The 20,188-nt window shown below is 64.4% G+C and carries 15 protein-coding genes; 5 read left to right on the top strand and 10 right to left on the bottom strand.

Going from position 1 to position 20,188, the window contains the following annotated elements:
- Window positions 1-145 precede the first annotated feature (145 nt).
- Complete coding sequence (locus tag RX327_RS20445; RefSeq protein ID WP_028332011.1) at window positions 146-403, top strand: hypothetical protein; 258 nt, start codon at window positions 146-148, stop codon at window positions 401-403.
- Window positions 404-522: 119 nt separating this feature from the next.
- Here the strand turns inward: RX327_RS20445 and RX327_RS20440 are convergent, their stop codons facing one another.
- The 5 genes from RX327_RS20440 to RX327_RS20420 all read right to left on the bottom strand — a co-directional run bounded on the left by RX327_RS20440 (window position 523) and on the right by RX327_RS20420 (window position 12,602).
- On the bottom strand, window positions 523-1,866 hold the full coding sequence (locus RX327_RS20440; RefSeq protein ID WP_317246939.1) for a sorbosone dehydrogenase family protein: 1,344 nt from the start codon (window positions 1,864-1,866) through the stop codon (window positions 523-525).
- A gap of 80 nt (window positions 1,867-1,946) precedes the next feature.
- Complete coding sequence (locus RX327_RS20435) at window positions 1,947-3,560, bottom strand: DHA2 family efflux MFS transporter permease subunit (RefSeq protein WP_317246938.1); 1,614 nt, start codon at window positions 3,558-3,560, stop codon at window positions 1,947-1,949.
- Window positions 3,557-4,714, bottom strand: coding sequence for an HlyD family secretion protein (locus RX327_RS20430; protein WP_050384685.1), 1,158 nt, complete (start codon window positions 4,712-4,714; stop codon window positions 3,557-3,559). Before RX327_RS20430 ends, RX327_RS20435 begins: the two co-directional genes overlap by 4 nt.
- An 84-nt stretch (window positions 4,715-4,798) precedes the next feature.
- The gene (locus RX327_RS20425) at window positions 4,799-6,295 is read right to left on the bottom strand and encodes a sensor histidine kinase (RefSeq protein ID WP_317251291.1); all 1,497 of its coding nucleotides are present in this window, start codon (window positions 6,293-6,295) and stop codon (window positions 4,799-4,801) included.
- Between the two features lie 16 nt (window positions 6,296-6,311).
- Window positions 6,312-12,602, bottom strand: a complete 6,291-nt coding sequence (locus RX327_RS20420; RefSeq protein WP_317246937.1) for a HAMP domain-containing protein — start codon at window positions 12,600-12,602, stop codon at window positions 6,312-6,314.
- A gap of 273 nt (window positions 12,603-12,875) precedes the next feature.
- On the opposite strand from RX327_RS20420, the gene RX327_RS20415 reads away from it, so the two are divergent.
- Window positions 12,876-14,864 carry a PAS domain S-box protein gene (locus tag RX327_RS20415; protein ID WP_317246936.1) on the top strand — a complete coding sequence of 663 codons (1,989 nt, stop codon included), beginning with the start codon at window positions 12,876-12,878 and terminating at the stop codon, window positions 14,862-14,864.
- Window positions 14,865-14,980: 116 nt separating this feature from the next.
- Here the strand turns inward: RX327_RS20415 and RX327_RS20410 are convergent, their stop codons facing one another.
- The gene (locus RX327_RS20410) at window positions 14,981-15,199 is read right to left on the bottom strand and encodes a hypothetical protein (RefSeq protein ID WP_016845796.1); all 219 of its coding nucleotides are present in this window, start codon (window positions 15,197-15,199) and stop codon (window positions 14,981-14,983) included.
- A gap of 133 nt (window positions 15,200-15,332) precedes the next feature.
- The gene (locus tag RX327_RS20405) at window positions 15,333-15,644 is read right to left on the bottom strand and encodes a hypothetical protein (protein ID WP_050384687.1); all 312 of its coding nucleotides are present in this window, start codon (window positions 15,642-15,644) and stop codon (window positions 15,333-15,335) included.
- A 61-nt stretch (window positions 15,645-15,705) separates the two neighbouring features.
- Here RX327_RS20405 and RX327_RS20400 point away from each other — a divergent pair, with 61 nt between their 5' ends.
- The gene (locus tag RX327_RS20400) at window positions 15,706-15,906 is read left to right on the top strand and encodes a DUF3072 domain-containing protein (protein WP_050384688.1); all 201 of its coding nucleotides are present in this window, start codon (window positions 15,706-15,708) and stop codon (window positions 15,904-15,906) included.
- Between the two features lie 118 nt (window positions 15,907-16,024).
- Window positions 16,025-16,279, top strand: a complete 255-nt coding sequence (locus tag RX327_RS20395) for a hypothetical protein (RefSeq protein WP_016845793.1) — start codon at window positions 16,025-16,027, stop codon at window positions 16,277-16,279.
- A 173-nt stretch (window positions 16,280-16,452) separates the two neighbouring features.
- Here the strand turns inward: RX327_RS20395 and RX327_RS20390 are convergent, their stop codons facing one another.
- Window positions 16,453-16,710: a hypothetical protein gene (locus RX327_RS20390; protein WP_018271640.1), complete on the bottom strand. Its 258-nt coding sequence runs from the start codon at window positions 16,708-16,710 to the stop codon at window positions 16,453-16,455.
- A gap of 112 nt (window positions 16,711-16,822) precedes the next feature.
- Here RX327_RS20390 and RX327_RS20385 point away from each other — a divergent pair, with 112 nt between their 5' ends.
- A complete protein-coding gene (locus RX327_RS20385; protein WP_317246935.1) occupies window positions 16,823-18,892 on the top strand; it encodes an ATP-dependent helicase in 2,070 nt (689 codons plus the stop codon).
- Window positions 18,893-19,050: 158 nt separating this feature from the next.
- On the opposite strand, the gene RX327_RS20380 is transcribed toward RX327_RS20385, so the two are convergent.
- Both RX327_RS20380 and RX327_RS20375 read right to left on the bottom strand, forming a co-directional pair.
- Entirely contained in the window at window positions 19,051-19,782 is a 732-nt protein-coding gene (locus tag RX327_RS20380; RefSeq protein WP_050384690.1) for an adenylate/guanylate cyclase domain-containing protein, read from the bottom strand.
- An 86-nt stretch (window positions 19,783-19,868) separates the two neighbouring features.
- On the bottom strand, window positions 19,869-20,120 hold the full coding sequence (locus RX327_RS20375) for a PilZ domain-containing protein (RefSeq protein ID WP_028332020.1): 252 nt from the start codon (window positions 20,118-20,120) through the stop codon (window positions 19,869-19,871).
- Window positions 20,121-20,188 lie beyond the last annotated feature (68 nt).

Below are 20,188 nucleotides of genomic sequence, written 5' to 3'. Positions count from 1 at the left end.
CGCGCGCTGCCACGCCGGTTCCCTGCGGCGCATCGTGGCAGGGCCACGCGAACCGGTTCCCCGCTGCCCTGCCCATGTTGGCTGATGACAGCCCCCACCCATCTCGCGCTACAATGTCGCAGCCGGTGCTACGGAGGGTGTGGCGATGCCGCGAAAGGGAATTACCGGACACGACGAATGGGTGGTCACGGAGGCCCTGGCCACAGCGCTGGTGGCGCTCGAACAGCTGCCGACAAAGCATCAGCCGCGCGCGCATATGGAGGATGTCCGAAAAATCCTGACCGCCAGATGTGAGGCCGGCGCCGTCACGCTGCATCTTGCGCAGGCCAAGTGCAGGTTGTTTCCCGACACCGATCCCCTGACCATCTACGAGGAGTATGGCCTCAAGGACGGGCTCGGCTAGCGCGCGCCGCTTACAGCGCTAAAGCATGATCCGGAAAAGTGCGAAGCGGTTTTCCGAAAAGATCATGCTCAAACAAAGAGCTAAGGCGCGATGACGATTCAACCTAATCTCATCGCGCTTTAGTCGCGGCTGACGCGCCAGATCGTGCCGTTGCCGTCTTCGGAGACCAGCAGTGCGCCGTCGCGCGCGACCGTCACACCGACCGGACGGCCCCACACCTCGGTGTCGCTCACCACGAACCCCGTGACGAAATCCTCGTATTCGCCGGTCGGCTTGCCGTCCTTCATCTTGATGCGGATCACCTTGTAGCCGGTGCGCTTCGAGCGGTTCCAGGAGCCGTGTTCGGCGGCAAACGCATCGCCGCGATACTCCGGCGGAAAGCTGCTGCCGGTGTAGAAGGTCATGCCGAGCGAGGCCGAGTGCGGCTGGATCAGCACGTCGGGCACCGTCACCTTGTCCTTCAGGTCCGGCCGCGCGCCGGCATGGCGCGGGTCTTCATTGCTGCCGATATAGAACCACGGCCAGCCGTAGAACGCGCCTTCGCGGACCCGTGTCACATAGTCGGGCACAAGATTGTCGCCGCGGCCGTCGCGCTCGTTGGTCGAGCACCACGGCGTGCCGCTTCCGGGCTGGATCGCAAGTCCGACGCAATTGCGGATTCCGGTGGCAAACAGCTTCTGGTTCTTGCCATCAGGATCGAAGGCGAGCACGGCAGCGCGGTCGGTCTCGTCGCCCCAGGCAGCGCCGAGTGGGTGGTCGCGGCTCCAGGTCTCGATCCCCTTCGGCGGGCGGCCGAGCCCCTCGCCTGCGTTGCCGGCGGAGCCGACCGACACCAGCATCCGCTTGTCGTCCGGGGTGAAGACGATATCTCGCGTGGAATGGCCGTAGCCGTGCGGCAGCCGGGCGACGACGGTCTCGGGCTTTCCCGACGCCTTGAGATCGCCGTTGCGGTAGGGAAAGCGGACGACGCCGTCGGTGTTGGCGACATAGACCCATTGCGGATTGCCGCCGTTCGGAAAGAAAGCGATGCCGAACGGCTGCCTCAGGCCGGTTGCGTAGACGTCGTTGGTCGCAGGCCTGGTGGCCCCTTCGGCGCTGCGCAGGATACGAATACGGCCGGAGCCGGTTTCCATCACGAAGATATCGCCATTGGGCGCGGTCCGGATCATCCGCGGGCCGCTGAGCCCGCTCGCAAACAGTTCGACCTTGAACCCTGCCGGCACCTGCGGCGCAACCGATGCAGGTCTCGGGATGACGCGCGGAAACTTGCTGCTCGACGCCGTTGCCCCGGGCTTGGGCAAGTCCTGCGGCGTGATCAGGCGCACCGTGCCCGGCTTGTCGCGTTGCCAGTCGCCGAAGGCTTCCGCGCCTTTCAGCACGGGCTCGGCGCCCGACCGCGTGATGCTGACCGCCGCGAGGAAGACGGCCGACAGACCTGCACCGGCAAGACTCGTCCTGGGCATATGCTCCTCGCGCGATTTCCCTTCGGCCACGCCGTTCATAGCGCGGTTCGGCCGCTCCCGCGTTCACAATGTCGTCTGCTTTAATGTCCCTTGGGCGGCGCCGTCAGATCGACCGGCTTGATGATCAGCGCCAGCGGGATCATCACGAGGCCGATGATCGAGAGCATCCAGAACACGTCGATATAGGCGAGCAGGTCGACCTGCCGCTGCAAGGTCTGGCCGACCCAGGCGACCGCCTGGGACGCGGCGTCCGATGCGTTCGATCCCTGCGCCTGAAAGAATCGCGTCATCGTGTCGATGGTCTGCTGATACCCGATATCCGACGGCGCGGCATGCTCGACCAGCCGGCTCTGGTGGAATTGCTGGCGTTGCGCCAGTGCGGTCTGGGCGAGTGCGACGCCCATCGACCCGCCGATATTGCGCGCGACGTTGATCAGCGCCGAGGCCTGGTTGGTCTTGTCCGGCGGCACGCCGTCATATGAGGCCGTCGTGACGGGCAGAAACAGGAACGGAAGCCCGGCGGAGAGGAAGATGCGTGCGAGCGCAGCATAGCCATAGGTGATGTCGCCGTTCAGTCCCGTCAGGTGCCACATCGAGAATGCAACGATGCAGCCGCCGATCGCGATCAGATATTTCGGTTGGACGCGACTGACGAGATTGCCGACCACCGGCATCAAGATCAGCGTGACGATGCCGCCGGGCGACAGTGCGAGCCCTGCAAGCAGCGCAGTATAGTTCAGCTCGGTCTGCAACAGCTGCGGCAGGAGCTGCGTCGATGAGATCAGCACCGCACCGGTGCACAGCATCACCAGGAAACACGATCCGAACTGGCGACGTCCCAGCAGGCGGAGATCGACGATCGGGTCCTTGCGCGTCAGCTCCCAGGGGATCAGCGCGATCAGGCAAATCGCCGAGGCCAGCGCGAAGCCGACGATCATGTTGGACCCGAACCAGTCCTTGCGCTGGCCTTCGTCGAGCACGAATTCGAGCGAACCGAGCCCGATCGCGACCAGCACGAATCCGATGTAGTCGACGCGCAGGCCGTCCTTGAGGAACTCCTTGCGTTCCTGCTCGGCGCCGGACGGCTCCTTGACCAGCGTCCCGACCAGGAACAGCGAGAGCAAGCCCATCGGTACGTTGATCAGAAAGATCCAGTGCCAGCTATAGGTATCGGTGATCCAGCCGCCGAGCGTCGGCCCGACCACGGGAGCAACCACCACCGCGACGCCGTAGATCGCGAACGCCTGGCCACGCTTGGCCGGCGGAAAGGAGTCGGCGAGGATCGCCTGCTCGCTTGTCGCCATTCCGCCGCCGCCAAGACCCTGGATGATCCGGAACAGAACCAGCGCCTCCAGGCTCCAGGCAAGCCCGCACAGCAGGGACGCGAACGCGAAGGTGCCAACGCAGATCATGTAGAAGCGCTTGCGGCCGATCACGGTCGAGAGCCAGCCCGAGATCGACAGCACGATCGCGTTGGCGACCAGATAGCTGGTGATGACATAGGTGCTCTCGTCGATGCCGACCGCCAGGCCGCCCGCGATATGGCGCAGGGCCACGTTCGCGATAGTGGTGTCCAGCACCTCCATGAACGTCGCGATCGAGACGACGAAGGCAATCAGATAGGGGTTATGTCCGCCGGCGGCCGAACGCTCCGGCGACCAGGCTGCGCCGCCGCCTGCCGCAACGTCGCTCATCGCACCCTGGTCCAGGGCACGACCGACATGCCCGGCCCGATCGGAACGTCATTCGGCCAATTGTCGATCAAGATCTTCACGGGAACGCGCTGCACGACCTTGACGAAATTGCCGGTCGCGTTCTCCGCCGGCAGCAGGCTGAACGCAGTGCCCGAGCCCGGCTGAACCGAAGCCACGCGGCCGGTGAGCTTCCGCCCCGGATAGGCATCGATCCTGATCTCGACCGGCTGGCCCGGGCGCATGTCCGTCAGCTGCGTTTCCTTGTAGTTGGCGGTGATCCAGACCTCGTCAGGAACGAACATCATGACGCTCTGGGCCGGCGCCACATAAGTGCCGACCGCGCCGCTCAGCTTGACGACGCGTCCGGATTGCGCCGCGACGATGCGGGTATATTGCAAATTCAATTTGGCCTGATCGAGCTGAGCCTGCGCCTGCTCGAGCGATGCCTTGCTGCTCTTGAGCTGAGCCTCGAGCGTCTTGACGCCGAGCTCTGCGGCAGTCACTGCCGTTCTGGCGCGGCTGGCATTGGCCTGCTGAGCGTCGAGATCCGAGCGGGTCTGCTGCTGCCGCTGCACCGTGCCCGCGCCCTTTTCGACGAGGTTCTGGGCGCGCTCTGCCTCCTCCCGCGCGAACTTTAATTGCGCCTCGGCCTGCTCCTGCTGCGCCTTGGCTTCCTTGATTTGCTCCTGCTGGCTGTCGATCTGGGCCTCGACATTGGCGATGTTGGCCTCTGCGACCGCGACCTGCGCGCTGGCTTGATCGACTGATATCTTGTAGTCGCGCTCATCGATCCTCGCGAGGAGATCGCCGGCATTGACGTGCTGGTTGTCGGTGACGGGGACCTCGACGACATAGCCGCCGACCTTTGCCGCCACCGCAAAGCTGCGTGCGGCCACGAACGCGTCATCGGTCGATTCATAGTGACGCACGTTGAGCCAATAGCTCACGCCACCGATGATCGCGAGCAGGAGCAGACCGGCGCCGACTGTGGCAAGCAGCCAGTGCTCGCGCAGCCGGTCGCGCATCGATGGCTTGCGCTCGGTTTCCTGCTGTGGCGAGGATGCGCTGTCGGGTCGCGATCCTTGCGCGGGATTGCGCTCGGGCTGCCGCGGCTTCTCCCCGGACGGCCCGCGCTCTCGGGTTTGGGCATCCACGGTAGCACCTCAAGCCACGAATGGAGCGATCAAGCCCCGTTAACCGCAGCGTCCGGCGCTTGGTTCCTGTTCGGGTGGGATGCGCTACAAGGCCCTGGAACTGACCATGGGCTGGCGCTGCTCGGCCGTCGACAAATCGCGGTAGGCCGCGGGCTCTCCAGCCAGCGCCTTGAGCGGAACCGTGAGCCGGCACACCAGGCCCTCGGTGCGCCAATCGAAGTCGGCGCGACCGCCGAGCTGGGTCTCGATGCTGGCGATGACGCTTCTCGTGCCGAAACCTCTCTGCTTCGGCTTGGTCACGGGAGGTCCGCCGGATTCTACCCAGGCCAGGATCAGCGTTTCGTCGTGCAGTTCCCAGGTGATCGCAAGCCGGCCCGAGAGCACCGACAGGCTACCGTATTTGGCGGAGTTGGTGACGAGCTCATGCAGCGCCAGCGCCAAGGTCTGCGCGGTCGCGGGCTGCAACTGCACCTCTTCGCCATCGATCCGGATCTGTCCGGCTTCCGAATACGGCGCGATCTCCTCGGTGACCAGCCGCCGGATTTCGGCGCCCTGCCAGCTCGACAGCGAGAGCACCGTGTGCACGCGTGCCAGCGCCGTGATGCGGCCCTCGACCGCTCGCACATAGGCGGTCACGTTCTGCGCGCGCGTCAGCCGCACGATTGATTGCGCCAGCGCCAGCGCGTTCTTGGCGCGATGATCGACTTCCCGCGCCAGGAGATTCTGCCGCTCCTCGGCGCGCTTGCGCTCGGTGATATCGACGGTGACGCCGCTGACGCGCACCACCTTGCCGTTGCGGTCGCTGGTGGCCGCGGCTGTGCCGACGCACCAGCGCACTTCGCCGTCCGGCCGCATGACGCGGAATTCGGTTTCATAGGACGTCTGGCCGTTGCCGAAGCCGGTCCACGCTTGCCGGAGGTGCTCGACATCGTCGGGATGAAACAGCGCCTGTATATTGTCGGAGGTGAGCTTGAAGGATTTCGGGTCGACGCCGAAGATGCGGTATTGCCCCTCGTCCCACATCCAATCGCCGCTGATCCAGTCCCAGTCCCAGGATCCCATCTTGCCGGCAGCGATCGCCATGCTGCGCCGCGCCTCGCTTTCGACCAGCCGCGTGGTCGACTGCTCGAGCTCGGCGGTGCGTGCGCGGACGCGGTCCTCGAGCTCGTGGTTCAGCCGTTCGAGCTCGCGCGTCTTGCGGTAGAGCTCGGCAAATACCCTGATCTTCGCGCGCAGCACCTCCGGCACGACCGGCACCGGCACGTAGTCGACCGCGCCCATCTCATAGCCGCGCAACCGGTCGATGTCGCTGACCTGGATGGCCGAGATGAAGATCATGGCGGTCTTCTGGAAACGCGGATGCTCGCGGATCATCGCGGCGAGCTCGAAGCCGTCGAGCTCGGGCATGCAGACGTCGACCAGGATCACTGCGATCTCGGTCTTGAGCAGCACCTCCAGCGCCTCGCGCCCCGAGGAGGCGATCACGAGGTTCTCGCCGAGATCCTTCAGGATCACCTCATAGGCGAGCAGCTTGGCCGGCTGATCGTCGACGAGAAGGATGTTTACCTTTTCGTGGTCCATCATGTTCGATCGCCGATCAGCGGTGCAGCCACATGCGGATCGCAAGCAGCAATTGGTCGGTGTTGACCGGCTTGGCGAGATAATCGGACGCGCCGGCTTCGAGGCATTTCTCCCGGTCGCCCTTCATCGCCTTGGCGGTCAGCGCGATGATCGGAAGACGGGCGAAGGCCGGGTTCTCGCGGATCACGCCGATGGTCTGATAGCCATCCATCTGCGGCATCATGATGTCCATCAGCACGATCGCGATCTCCGGATTGGATTCGACCAGCGAGATCGCTTCGTGACCGGTTGTCGCAGTCAACACCTTCATACCTCGCCGCTCCAACACGCTCGAGAGCGCGAAGATGTTGCGGGCATCGTCGTCGACCAGCAGTGCGGTCTTGCCAATAAGATCCTCATCGGAACTATTGAGCTTCTCCAGCATCCTCTGTTTTTCGACGGGCAATTCCGTGATCACACGGTGCAGGAACAGTGACGTTTCGTCGAGCAGACGCTCCGGCAATTCCACGCCCTTGACGACGATGCTGCGCGCCATCGTATGCAATTCCGCGTCTTCTTCCGCTGAAAGTTCCCGGCCCGTAAACACGACAACGGGAATATTGGACAGCGTCTCGTCCTTGCGGATCTGATCCAGCACCTCGAAACCGCTCATGTCGGGCAGGCGCAGGTCGAGCACGACGCAGTCGCACGGATTGTCGCGCATCGTCGCGAGCGCCCCTGCCCCGGTGCCGGTGGTCACGATCTCGATATCCTCGTGCCCGAGCAGTTCGGTGATGCTGAGCTGCTCCGCCGCATTGTCCTCCACGATCAGCAGGCGCTTGCGGCGTGGTCTGGCGTATTCCTTGATCTGCGACAGCGCAGCGCTGACGCCTTCCGTGGTGGTCGGCTTGTTGACGAATGAGAACGCGCCACGCGCCAGCGCATGCTGGCGGTCCTCGTCGAGCGTGATGATCTGCACGGGGATGTGGCGGGTCAACGGATTGTGCTTGAGCTGGCTCAGCACGGTCCAGCCGAGCATGTCGGGCAGGAACACGTCGAGCGAGACTGCTCTCGGCTGATACTGCTTGGCGAGCTCCAGCGCCTCGGCGCCCCGTGCGGCGACCAGAACCTTGAATCCCTTGTCGCGCGCGAGGTCGACTAGCACACGCGCGTAATGCGGATCGTCCTCGACGATCAGCAGGATGGTGTCGCCGGGCTCGAGATCAAGCCGGTCGTCCGGAAGCTGCTCGATCACACGCTCCTGCGCGCCTGACACCTGCAACGCCGGCGCCGGCGTGTGCGGCATCGGGAGCGCCTGGGCCTGCTGACGCAGTGCCACCGAGGGGCCGGAATATTTCAAGGGCAGATAGAGCGTGAAGGACGAACCCTTGCCCGGCGTGCTGCGGAGATGGATCTCGCCTCCGAGCAGGCTCGCGAGTTCGCGGCTGATCGCGAGCCCGAGGCCGGTGCCGCCGTATTTCCGGCTGGTGCCGGCATCCGCCTGCTGGAACGCCTCGAAGATCAGCTTCTGCTTCTCCAGGGGAATGCCGATGCCGGTATCGGACACTTCGAACGCAACGACGGCGGGCGCCGCATTGAGGATCGGATGCTCCACACTCCAGCCGCCGAGCGCGGCCGACACGGTCAGGCTGACGCCGCCTTCCGCGGTGAACTTGAACGCATTCGACAGCAGGTTCTTCAGGACCTGCTGCAGGCGCTTGGAGTCGGTGACGATGCTGCGTGGCAGGTTCGGATCGACGTCGATCTTGAACGACAGATTGCGGTTGTCCGCCTCGTGCCGGAACGGGCGGCCGACGGTCTCGAGCAGGTTCGCGGTCAGGATTTCCTCGGCGTCGACCGTGACCGTGCCGGACTCGATCTTGGAAAGATCGAGAATGTCGCTGATGAGGTTGAGCAGGTCGGTGCCGGCGCCGTGGATGGTGCGGGCAAATTCGACCTGCTTGGCCGAAAGGTTGCCGTCCGGGTTGTCGCTGAGCTGCTGTCCGAGGATCAGGATCGAATTCAGCGGCGTGCGCAGCTCGTGGCTCATGTTGGCGAGGAACTCGGACTTGTATTTCGAGGTCAGCGCAAGCTCGGTCGCCTTCTCCTCGAGCGCGCGGCGAGCCTGCTCGATCTCCTGGTTCTTGCGTTCCACCTCGACGTTGCGTTCGGCGAGCTGCTGCGCCTTCTGCTCGAGCTGGTCGTTGGTCTGCTGCAATTCGCGCTGCTGGGTCTGCAACTCGCCGGCGAGCTGCTGCGACTGCTTGAGCAGGCCTTCGGTCTGCATCGTCGCCTCGATCGAGTTCAGAACGATGCCGATGCTGTCGGTCAACTGCTCGAGGAAGGTGATCTGCGAGGTCGTGAACGAGGAGATCGAGGACAGCTCGATCACCGCCTTGACCTGGTTCTCGAACTGCACCGGAAACACGACGAGATTCTTCGGCATGATCCGCATCAAGGCCGAATTGATCGGCACCGCATCGCCGGGAATCTCGGAGACGAGGCGCTGGCGCTTGTCGAGCGCGCATTGGCCGATCAATCCCTCGCCGAACTGGACGATCTGCGGATGCGGATTGCTGCTGTCGCTGGCATAGGCCGACAACAGGCGCAACTGCGCATTCTCGGGATTGTCGACCTGGTAGATCACGCCGGTATGGGCGTTGACCAGCGGCGACAGCTCGGTGAGCAGCAGCCGGCCGACGGTGGTGAGATCGCGCTGGCCCTGGAGCATGTTGGTGAACTTGGCGAGGTTGGTCTTCAGCCAGTCCTGCTCGGTGTTCACGTCCGTCGTCAGACGGAGATTCGTGATCATCGTGTTGATGTTGTCTTTCAGCTCCGCGACTTCGCCGCGGGCGTCGACCTGGATCGATCGCGTCAGGTCGCCCTTGGTCACGGCGGTCGCCACTTCCGCGATGGCGCGCACCTGAGAGGTGAGGTTGGCAGCCAGAAGGTTCACGTTGCCGGTGAGATCCTTCCAGGTCCCGGCAGCACCCGGCACGTTGGCCTGGCCGCCGAGCCGGCCTTCGACGCCGACCTCGCGCGCAACCGACGTCACCTGGTCGGCGAAGGTCGCGAGCGTCTCGGTCATGTTGTTGATGGTGTCGGCGAGAGCGGCGACCTCGCCGCGCGATTTCATCGTCAGGTTCTGCTTGAGGTCGCCGTTGGCGACCGCCGTCACCACCTTGACGATGCCGCGCACCTGCTCGGTCAGGTTCGCAGCCATCAGGTTCACGGTGTCGGTGAGGTCCTTCCAGGTGCCGGCGACGCCGGGCACCTCGGCCTGGCCGCCGAGCTTGCCTTCGGTGCCGACCTCGCGCGCCACGCGCGTCACTTCGCCGGCGAAGGCGTTGAGCTGGTCCACCATGGTGTTGATGGTGTTCTTGAGCTCGAGGATTTCGCCCTTCACGTCGACGGTGATCTTGCGGGAGAGGTCGCCGCGCGCCACGGCCGTGGTCACTTCGGCGATGTTGCGGACCTGCGTGGTGAGGTTCGCCGCCAGGAGGTTGACGTTGTCGGTGAGGTCCTTCCAGGTGCCGCCGACGCCGGGCACGACGGCCTGACCGCCGAGCCGGCCTTCGGTGCCGACCTCGCGCGCCACGCGCGTGACTTCGGCGGCGAAGGAGCGGAGCTGCTCGACCATGGTGTTCAGCGTGTCCTTCAGGAGAAGGATCTCGCCGCGCACGTCCACGGTGATCTTCTTCGACAGGTCGCCGCCGGCGATCGCGGTCGCGACCTCGGCGATGTTGCGGACCTGCGCGGTCAGGTTCGAGGCCATGAAGTTGACGTTGTCGGTGAGGTCCTTCCAGGTGCCGGCGACGCCGGGCACCTCGGCCTGGCCGCCGAGCTTGCCCTCGGTGCCGACCTCGCGCGCCACGCGCGTCACTTCGCCCGCGAAGGCGTTGAGCTGGTCCACCATGGTGTTGATGGTGTTCTTGAGCTCGAGGATCTCGCCCTTCACGTCCACGGTGATCTTGCGGGACAAGTCGCCGCGCGCCACGGCGGTCGTCACTTCGGCGATGTTGCGGACCTGGGCGGTGAGGTTGCCGGCCATCGAATTGACGCTGTCGGTGAGATCCTTCCAGGTGCCGGCGACGCCGGGCACGTTGGCCTGACCGCCGAGGCGCCCTTCGGTGCCGACCTCGCGCGCCACGCGCGTCACCTCGCCCGCGAAACGGTTGAGCTGGTCGACCATCGTGTTCAGCGTGTCCTTGAGCTGCAGGATCTCGCCGCGCACGTCCACGGTGATCTTGCGCGACAGGTCGCCGCCGGCGATCGCGGTCGCCACTTCGGCGATGTTGCGGACCTGGGCGGTGAGGTTGCCCGCCATCGAGTTCACGCTGTCGGTCAAGTCCTTCCAGGTGCCGGCAACGCCGGGCACGCCAGCCTGACCGCCGAGCTTGCCGTCGGTGCCGACCTCGCGCGCGACGCGCGTGACTTCACCGGCAAAGGCGTTGAGCTGGTCGACCATCGTGTTCAGCGTTTCCTTCAGCTGAAGGATCTCGCCCGACACGTTCACCGTGATCTTCTTCGACAGATCGCCCTTGGCGACCGCAGTTGCGACCTCGGCGATGTTGCGGACCTGGCCTGTGAGGTTCGAGGCCATCGAGTTGACGCTGTCGGTGAGATCCTTCCAGGTGCCGCCGACGCCGCGCACGACGGCCTGACCGCCGAGCTTGCCTTCGGTGCCGACCTCGCGCGCGACGCGCGTGACTTCGCCGGCGAAGGCGTTGAGCTGATCAACCATCGTATTGATGGTGTCCTTCAGCTCCAGGATCTCGCCGCGCACGTCCACGGTGATCTTCTTCGACAGGTCGCCACCGGCGACCGCCGTCGTCACCTCCGCGATGTTGCGGACCTGCGCGGTCAGGTTGGACGCCATGAAGTTCACGCTGTCGGTCAAGTCCTTCCAGGTGCCGGCAACGCCGGGCACGCCAGCCTGACCGCCGAGCTTGCCGTCGGTGCCGACCTCGCGCGCGACGCGCGTGACTTCACCGGCAAAGGCGTTGAGCTGGTCGACCATCGTGTTCAGCGTTTCCTTCAGCTGAAGGATCTCGCCCGACACGTTCACCGTGATCTTCTTCGACAGGTCGCCGCTGGCGATGGCGGTGGCGACGTCGGCGATGTTGCGGACCTGCGCCGTCAGGTTCGAGGCCATGAAGTTGACGTTGTCGGTGAGGTCCTTCCAGGTGCCGGCCACGCCGGGCACCTGGGCCTGGCCGCCGAGCTTGCCCTCGGTGCCGACCTCGCGCGCGACGCGCGTCACTTCCGAGGCGAACGAGTTGAGCTGGTCCACCATCGTGTTGATGGTGTCCTTCAGCTCCAGGATCTCGCCCCGCACGTCCACGGTGATCTTGCGCGACAAGTCGCCGCGCGCCACGGCGGTCGTCACGTTGGCGATGTTGCGCACCTGTGCGGTCAGGTTGCCGCACATCGCGTTGACGCTGTCGGTCAGGTCCTTCCAGGTGCCGGCCACGCCCGGCACGATCGCCTGGCCGCCGAGCTTGCCGTCGGTGCCGACCTCGCGCGCGACGCGCGTCACTTCCGAGGCGAAGGAGCGGAGCTGGTCCACCATCGTGTTGATGGCTTCCTTAAGCTGCAGGATCTCGCCGCGGACGTCGACCGTGATCTTCTTCGACAAATCGCCGTTGGCGACCGCGATCGTCACCTCGGCGATGTTGCGAACCTGGTTGGTCAGGTTGTTCGCCATCGAGTTGACGCTCTCGGTCAGGTCCTTCCAGACGCCGGTCACCTCAGGCACCTGGGCCTGACCACCGAGTTTGCCCTCGGTACCGACCTCGCGCGCCACGCGCGTCACCTCGGAGGTGAACACGCCGAGCTGCTTGATCATGGTGTTGACGATGTTCGCCGACTGCAAAAACTCGCCGCCGAGCGGACGGCCATCGACGTCGAGCTTGACGGTCTGGAGCAGGTCACCTTGTGCGACGGCGGCGACCGCGCGCGTCACCTCGCGCGTCGGCCACAGCAGGTCGTCGATCAGCGTATTGACCGAGCTCTCCATGTCGGCCCAGGCGCCGCTGGCGAGGCCGAAATTGACGCGTTGGCGGGTCTGTCCCTCGCGGCCGACGACCTGGCCGACGCGCGCCAGTTGCTGCGCCATGCGCTGGTTGGCGGCGATGATTTCGTTGAGCGTGTCGGCGATCTTGCCGTCGATGCCGAGATAGTCGCCACGCATCCGGACTGAGAAGTCGCCGGCGCGCATCGCCTGCAGCGACTGCAGCAGGTCATGCGAGGAATCGAGGCTTCCGTTTGATTGTTGGCTGCGGCGCGTATCAGCACGGGGACGAGGCGACGAACCGAGATCGGTCATGTAATTTCCCCTACGCGCTGGCCGCGAATCCAGAGACTCGGAAAAGCCAGTGTGACCATAAGAATGACTGCCCTTGATCTATTCAAGCGGGAAAACGCCAAAGCCGCAATTTGTGACGCAAACCGAGTACCTTAATCGCGATTGGAACCAAAAGTTCCGACCGTTGGCCGAACTTTTCCGAAGAACGACGGAGCCGGCCCTGATCGTCCGGCCCTTGCGTTCGCATGGAACATTGACTGCCCCCGCGCGTTTCGGGCGGGGGCAGGATCGGTGATGGTTAAGAAATCAGAACAACTCAAACGGGGCATCGTCGAGAGCCGGCACGATCGCCGGCAGGTGGCTGGCGGCGTGGTCGACTACGCCATTTGCATGCTCGGCCCCGATGGCCGCGTCATCAACTGGAACAAGGGCGCCGAGCGCATCACGGGCTATCCGGCCAAGGCGATCCTCGGCAAGCACTTCGCGGTCTTCTATCCTGCGGAAGACCGCGCATCCGGCGTTCCGGCGAGAGCGCTGCAGATGGCGCGGAAGGAAAAGCACTCAGCGGCCGAAGGCTGGTCTGTCCGCAAGGACGGGTCGCAATTCTACGCCGCTGTGGTCATCGATCCGATCTACGAGAAGCGCAAGCTCGTCGGCTACGCGATGGTTACCCGCGACATCACCGAGCGGCGTCAGGCGCGCGCGGACCTCGAGGCCAGCGAAAGCCAGTTCCGCCTGCTGGTGAGCAATGTCACCGACTATGCGCTCTATATGCTGACGCCGGCCGGCATCGTCGCCAATTGGAACGTCGGCGGCGAACGCATCAAGGGCTATTCGCCCGAGGAGATCCTCGGCCAGCATTTCTCCCGCTTCTATACGCCGGCCGACCAGGCTGCCGGCAAGCCCGCCCATGCGCTCAAGATCGCGGAAGAGACCGGGCATTACGTGGAGGAAGGCTGGCGGGTCCGCAAGGACGGTTCGTTCTTCTGGGCGAGCGTCGTGATCGATCCGATCCGCGATACCGACGGCACTCTGGTCGGCTTCGCCAAGATCACCCGGGATATTTCCGAACGCCGCGAGGCGCAACAGAAGCTCGAACAGGTGCAGCGTCAGCTTGCGGAATCGCAAAAGATGGATGCGCTCGGCCAGCTGACCGGCGGTGTTGCGCACGACTTCAACAACCTGCTGATGGTCATTTCGGGCAATCTGTACCGCATCAAGCGCGAGGTGACGAGCGAGCGGAGCAAGCTTGCACTCAGCGCCATCGAAACCGCATCCGAGCGTGCCGCGTCCCTGACCAGGCAGCTCCTCACCTTCGCGCGTCGGCAGAGTGTCAATCCGCAGAGCATCAACGTCGCTGACAGGGTCACCGCAGTACGAGAGGTTTTGACCAGCGCGCTCGGCGGCGCGATCAAGCTGAACATGGAGATCAGACCGGATCTCTGGCCGATCTTCGTCGATCCGACGGAATTCGAGACCGCACTGATCAACCTCGTGGTCAATGCCCGGGATGCGATGACCGACGGCGGCACGCTGACCGTTGCGGCGCGCAATGTCCCGGAAGCCGCCCAGGTGGTCGTCAGCATTACCGACACCGGCGAAGGCATTCCCGACGATGTCATGAACAAGGTCTTCGATCCCTTCTTCACCACCAAGCCGGTCGGCAAAGGGACCGGCCTTGGGTTGTCCCAGGTTCACGGTTTCGCACACCAGGCGGATGGCCGGGTCGAGATTGCAAGCGCGCTCGGCAAGGGCACGACGGTCAGCATCTATCTGCCGCGGGGAACTGCGGCCGCAAAGCGCACGGCCACGGGGCACAGCGCGCCCGGCTTGGCCACGATCCTGCTGATCGAGGACAATCCTGCCGTCGCCGATGCGAGCACGGGCCTGCTCGAACAGCTCGGCTACACCGTGCGCTGGGCCTCGAACGCGGAGGCCGCCTTGTCGGAGATCGACGCCAACGGAATCGATGTGGTGTTCAGCGACATCGTCATGCCCGGCAGGATCGATGGACTGAAGCTGGCGCGCACGATCCGGGACAGAAAGCCCGAGCTGCCGATCCTGCTGACGACAGGCTACAGCGCGAGCGCACGCGACGTGAGGTCCGACTTTCCGGTGTTACGCAAGCCGTACCACATCCACGACCTCAGCCGCGAACTCGCAAAGTTGACGGGGCACAGCGTCGGCAGCGCGACGAGCGGGCCATCCGGCAACGCTTCGAGCGAGTTCGATGCCACCGCGCATGACGTCGCGGCAAGACCAAAGGCGAAAGCCCGCTCCTAAAGCATGATCCGGAAAAGTGCGAAGCGGTTTTCCGAAAAGATCATGCTCAAACAAAGAGCTAAGGCGCGATGACGATTCAACCTAATCTCATCGCGCTTTAGTTCAAAATCGAAAGGCTAGCGTTCCGCCGGCCAGCTTCGGCGCACCAATTGCACCCGCTCGATGCGGCTGCATTGCTCGCAGCGGTACTGAAGAATATCCCTGCCCTCACTGCCCGGATGGCTGCTCTCGAGCCGCATCGTTCTGATGCAGCTGATGCAGGAGATCAGCGTCAGCAGCGGACTGCGATCGTCATTCATCGATGCCCGCGGTGGCGCGGTCGGATCGGCGATCATGGCGCTGGGCGATGCTATGGTGTTGGCTCTCACCACAAGAAAATGCAGATCCTGCGGTTCGGGTTCCTGCCTTGAAACCTGATTTGGGCCTGAGCCGGCGTTCGAGGCTCCCTTCTTTGGGCGAACCGCCGGATCACACCCGGGCGTTGCTGTGACCGGGCGTAGGCTTCGCCTTGTCCTTGTCCACCTTGACCTTCGTGCCGGCGCGATCCTCGAAGCTCCGGCTGAGCCGCTCCCGGACCGTGGGGAGACGCTCGCCGCCGCCGGCGGCCTTCCACCGGCCGACCAGTTGGGCCACTTCGGCTCGCATCGCCATCAGCCGGTACGATGCTTCGCTGCAATCGAGGTCGCGGTTGACCTGATCCCGGATCGACGCCTCGATCAAGCTCATCTCAGCTCGCAACGTGCTGATCTTGCGCCGAATTTCATTGACCTTGTTGTCCATGGCTTGTTAGAACAAAATAAGAACATATAGTCAAGTCACGATCCAGCAAGCGAGGCAAGCAATGAGCGTGGCAGCGGTAAGATATGGTGGGGTTGCGGAGCGGCTTGGCGGGCTGATGACCCGTGCCCAGGCGCTGCGGTTGAGGAGCCTCGCCGAGGAGGCCTATCAGCCGAACCAGTACGCCCGCGACCTGACGTCCGAGGAAGCCGAACGGCGCATCGGTGCGCTGAAGGCGGAGATCGCGCTGGCGGATTCTTTCTGAACCGTCCGCTCCAACCAGGCCGGACGTCCCCTGAAGGCTTTGATATAGCGGCGCAGCTAGGTCTGTTCCTGTTATTGCTGCTTTGTCTTATTGCTGCTTGGTCCTGGGGGAGCCTGACGTGCTGGAGTTGGAGAAGCGGTCGCCGCTTGCGTTCCCGATTACGCTGAAGGACGGGCGAACGCTCGCGACGGTCGGCGACGCCGCGGACTATCTGTCCGCGCTGAACCTGGATCAGCGCGAGCGCGGATACTGGAAGACGGCGATCATGATGTTCAACAACGCCATGCGCGAGCCGGGCTATCTGAAGATCGCAACCATGAACCTCCGGTCCGCACTCGTGTATGACCGCTTGGTCGACGACGTTGGCTCCTGATTGTGGTGCCGCGGCTACAGCCGAATCGGCGGTGGTTGCGTAAGGCCCTGTTCGTTATGGCCGCAAACAAGGTAACGGCGGTACACGCGACGGCCGGGTGCGCAATGCGCTTCAGCCGCACTCTCGGGCCGCCTTGGAGGGCCAAGGGAACACCAAGGCGGCTCATTTTCTTTTCAAAGCAATTTCGCGCGGACGAACAGCATCCGCAACGCGTTGGTCGCTTGCACCGTCAGCATGGCGTTACCGGCCGCTCTCTCGAGCGCAACCAATGCCTCGTCATGCAGCGAGCGGAACTCCATCCATTCGACGGCGCTGAGATTGCTGATGAAGCGATAGGCCTGGCCGACGGTCGCGAGCGTCACCGTCTCGCCGTTCAGCCGCACCTTGAACGTCGCCTTCAGCGGCGTGTCGGATTTGGATACGTCACCCATGGCGGGGTTGTGCGCCGCGCCACGTTAATGTCAATCTAATTTCTCTGCGTCCGCCTCGGCGCGTCGGCCCCAATAAATCGCAATGTCTGTTAGCGTTTCGTGGGGGTGATTCGTGACTGATCTTGCCAACACAGCCTATCTCGATGCGCTCAATGCCGAGCAGCGCCGCGCTGTCGAGCACGGGGTCGGCAAGGATTGCATCGTCGGCGCACCGCTGCTCGTCATCGCCGGCGCGGGCTCCGGTAAGACCAACACGCTGGCCCACCGCGTCGCGCATCTGATCGTCGCAGGCAGCGACCCCCGCCGCATGCTGCTGATGACGTTTTCGCGCCGCGCGGCGGCGGAGATGGCCGGCCGGGTCGAGCGCATCGCGCGCCGTGTGCTCGGCGATCGCGCCTCGGTCATGACCGATGCGCTCACCTGGGCCGGCACCTTCCACGGCATCGGCGCGCGGCTCTTGCGCGAATATGCCGAGCGGATCGGCGTCGATCCCGCCTTCACCATCCATGACCGCGAGGACTCTGCCGACCTGATGAACCTGGTGCGGCACGATCTCGGTTTCTCCCGTACCGAAAGCCGGTTCCCGACCAAGGGCACCTGCCTTGCGATCTATTCGCGCTGCGTGAACGCGGAGATGCCGATCGAGGCCGTGCTCGGCCAGTTCTTCCCATGGTGCTCCGGCTGGGCCAGTGAATTGAAACAGCTGTTCGGGGCCTATGTCGAGGCCAAGCAGGCCCAGCACGTGCTCGATTACGACGACCTGCTGCTCTACTGGTCGCAGATGATGAGCGATCCGCTGATCGCGGAAGAGCTCGGCAGTCGCTTCGACCACGTGCTGGTCGACGAATACCAGGACACCAACCGCCTGCAATCCTCGATCCTGCTGGCACTCAAGCCCGACGGGCGCGGCCTCACCGTGGTCGGCGACGACGCGCAGTCGATCTATTCGTTCCGCGCCGCCACCGTGCGCAACATCCTGGAGTTCCCGGCCCAGTTCACCCCGGCCGCCGAGATCGTTACGCTCGACCGCAACTATCGCTCGACGCAGCCGATCCTGTCGGCCGCCAATGGCGTGATCTCGCTCGCCAAGGAACGCTTCACCAAGAACCTGTGGACCGACCGGACCTCGACCCGCAAGCCGCTGCTGGTCACGATCCGCGATGAGGCCGATCAGGCCCGTTACATCGTCGAGCAGGTGCTGGCCAATCGCGAGGAAGGCACACTGTTGAAGCACCAATCGGTGCTGTTCCGCACCTCCTCGCACAGCGGACCGCTGGAGGTCGAACTGACCCGCCGCAACATTCCGTTCGTGAAATTCGGCGGCCTCAAATTCCTCGACGCCGCGCATGTCAAGGATATGCTGGCGCTGCTGCGCTTCGCCGCCAATCCACGCGACCGGGTTGCAGGTTTTCGCGTTCTCCATCTGTTGCCCGGCGTCGGACCGGCCTCGGCGCAGCGGGTGCTCGACCGCATGACCGAGGCCGCCGATCCGATTGCTGCGCTCGTCGCGCTGCCCGCTCCGCCCCGCGCCGGTGCGGACTGGCGACTGTTCGTGGAGGCCATCGAGAATCTGCGCTATTCGGAATGGCCGGTCGACCTCGAGCGCGTCCGGCTCTGGTACGAGCCGCATCTCGATCGCATCCACGAGGATTCCGAGACGCGCCGCGCCGATCTGATGCAGCTCGAGCAGATCGCCGCCGGCTACCCGTCACGCGAGCGTTTTCTCACCGAACTCACGCTCGATCCACCCGATGCGACCAGCGACCAGGCTGGCGTGCCGCTGCTCGATGAGGATTATCTGATCCTGTCGACAATCCACTCCGCCAAGGGCCAGGAGTGGAAATCGGTGTTCGTGCTCAACGTCGTCGACGGCTGCATGCCGTCCGATCTCGGCGCCGGCACCAGCGCCGAGATCGAGGAAGAGCGCCGCCTGCTCTACGTCGCGATGACCCGCGCCAAGGACGATCTCCACCTCGTCGTGCCGCAGCGTTTCTTCACCCACGGCCAGGCCGCAAAGGGCGATCGCCACGTCTACGCCTCGCGCACCCGCTTCATCCCGGAACGACTGCTGCCGATGTTCGAGCGGACCACCTGGCCGCGCGCCGCGGCCGCGCAGGCATCCGCAGCCAACCGCGCGCCGCCGATCGATATCGGCGCCCGGATGCGCGGCATGTGGCGCTGACGCCGGTTCGAAGATTTTCATCCGGGCTGGAACAAAGCCGCCGACCTTGCGTTGAGGCGGCGTTCGTAATCGGCAAACGACCATCCCCGACGGCTTCGGCGCGCAGTTGCACGCGGGAGCCGTCTTTTTGCGCCGCGTCAATTCACGCGAAAGCCAATTCACTCAGGAAATAATGTGACGGGCTGGTCGAAGCCCTTCAAGGTGTAATCGGCGCCGGCTGCCGTGATCATGTCGCGGGTTCGATCCCGCACGGCCGTCGTCACAAGAATCTCGCCTGACCTGGCGGCCGCCTGCGCGCGTGCCGCGCGATTGACCACCGTGCCGACTGCCGTCAGGTCGCGGTGGGCCTGGCCGAACTCACCGAAATTGGTGTCACCGCTATCCATCCCGATTCCAATGCCGATCTCGATGTCGCCGGCGCCGATCGCCCGCACCAGCGCGTCGTGCCTGTCGCGAAAACTGCGCTGGATCTGGCGCGCCGCGAGCAAGGCCTGCACGGCATGATCGTCGCGCCGCACCGGAAAATTGAAGATCGCGAACACGGCGTCGCCGATGGTCTTGTTGAGGATGCCGTCATAGCGCCAGATCGCGGCGGCGCAGTCGTCGTAGAACGCGTCGAGCAGCGAGGTCAGCCCGTCCTGCGCGATGGTCTGCGTCAGTGTGGTGTAGCCGCGCAGATCGGCGAACAGGATGGTCGCATCGATGGTCACGGCACGCGCCTTCATGATCTTCGAGAAGGCCATCTCGCAGATCGTGCATGTGTTCGGGTTCATGCGGCTCGGCCGGACGCCGAACAGACGGAACGGCGCCGCCAAGGGACCGCGCAACGGGATCGGCATATGCAGGTTTTGCCAGCAGCCAAGGCAGATCGTTGCAGGTTCCGGAGTCATCGGCGGATCACCTGCTGTTCCAGTGACGAAACCCGGGCCCCCTTGGCACGCTGGTTCATGGGCGTCCCCAATCGAGATTGCCGCGCTCAGGCGGTCGCCACGAAACTCACTCCAATTCGCGTCTTCTTGCTCCAGATCACCTGGCACTCATGGACGACAGAGGCGTCGCGGGCCATCACCAGGCGGAATCGGTGCGGGACGAAGGCCGGATTCTCCACCTCGATGGCCGCCCCTTCCGGCGAGATGTTCACGATCGTGCAATGCATGACCGAACCGCCCGACGAGACATAGCCGGGTTCATTGACCTCGGTTCGCGGATGCTTGCGCTTTTCGTCCACCCGGCTGCTCCCCGCTTCCTCCACGCAAACGTGAGCGATCGGCATTGCAGAAGTCAACGGCTCCGTCG

It is taken from the genome of Bradyrhizobium sp. BEA-2-5 (assembly GCF_032918025.1).
In the GTDB taxonomy this organism is placed as follows: Bacteria; Pseudomonadota; Alphaproteobacteria; order Rhizobiales; family Xanthobacteraceae; genus Bradyrhizobium; species Bradyrhizobium pachyrhizi.
This window is presented reverse-complemented; position numbering and strand designations above follow the sequence as displayed.

Bases quoted from the DNA above. Each gene is read 5' to 3' on its own strand.
- RX327_RS20445 (WP_028332011.1), top strand. From the start codon at position 146: ATGCCGCGAAAGGGAATTACCGGACACGACGAATGGGTGGTCACGGAG.
- RX327_RS20440 (WP_317246939.1), bottom strand. From the start codon at position 1,866: ATGCCCAGGACGAGTCTTGCCGGTGCAGGTCTGTCGGCCGTCTTCCTC.
- RX327_RS20435 (WP_317246938.1), bottom strand. From the start codon at position 3,560: ATGAGCGACGTTGCGGCAGGCGGCGGCGCAGCCTGGTCGCCGGAGCGT.
- RX327_RS20425 (WP_317251291.1), bottom strand. From the start codon at position 6,295: ATGGACCACGAAAAGGTAAACATCCTTCTCGTCGACGATCAGCCGGCC.
- RX327_RS20420 (WP_317246937.1), bottom strand. From the start codon at position 12,602: ATGACCGATCTCGGTTCGTCGCCTCGTCCCCGTGCTGATACGCGCCGC.
- RX327_RS20415 (WP_317246936.1), top strand. From the start codon at position 12,876: ATGGTTAAGAAATCAGAACAACTCAAACGGGGCATCGTCGAGAGCCGG.
- RX327_RS20410 (WP_016845796.1), bottom strand. From the start codon at position 15,199: ATGATCGCCGATCCGACCGCGCCACCGCGGGCATCGATGAATGACGAT.
- RX327_RS20405 (WP_050384687.1), bottom strand. From the start codon at position 15,644: ATGGACAACAAGGTCAATGAAATTCGGCGCAAGATCAGCACGTTGCGA.
- RX327_RS20400 (WP_050384688.1), top strand. From the start codon at position 15,706: ATGAGCGTGGCAGCGGTAAGATATGGTGGGGTTGCGGAGCGGCTTGGC.
- RX327_RS20390 (WP_018271640.1), bottom strand. From the start codon at position 16,710: ATGGGTGACGTATCCAAATCCGACACGCCGCTGAAGGCGACGTTCAAG.
- RX327_RS20380 (WP_050384690.1), bottom strand. From the start codon at position 19,782: ATGACTCCGGAACCTGCAACGATCTGCCTTGGCTGCTGGCAAAACCTG.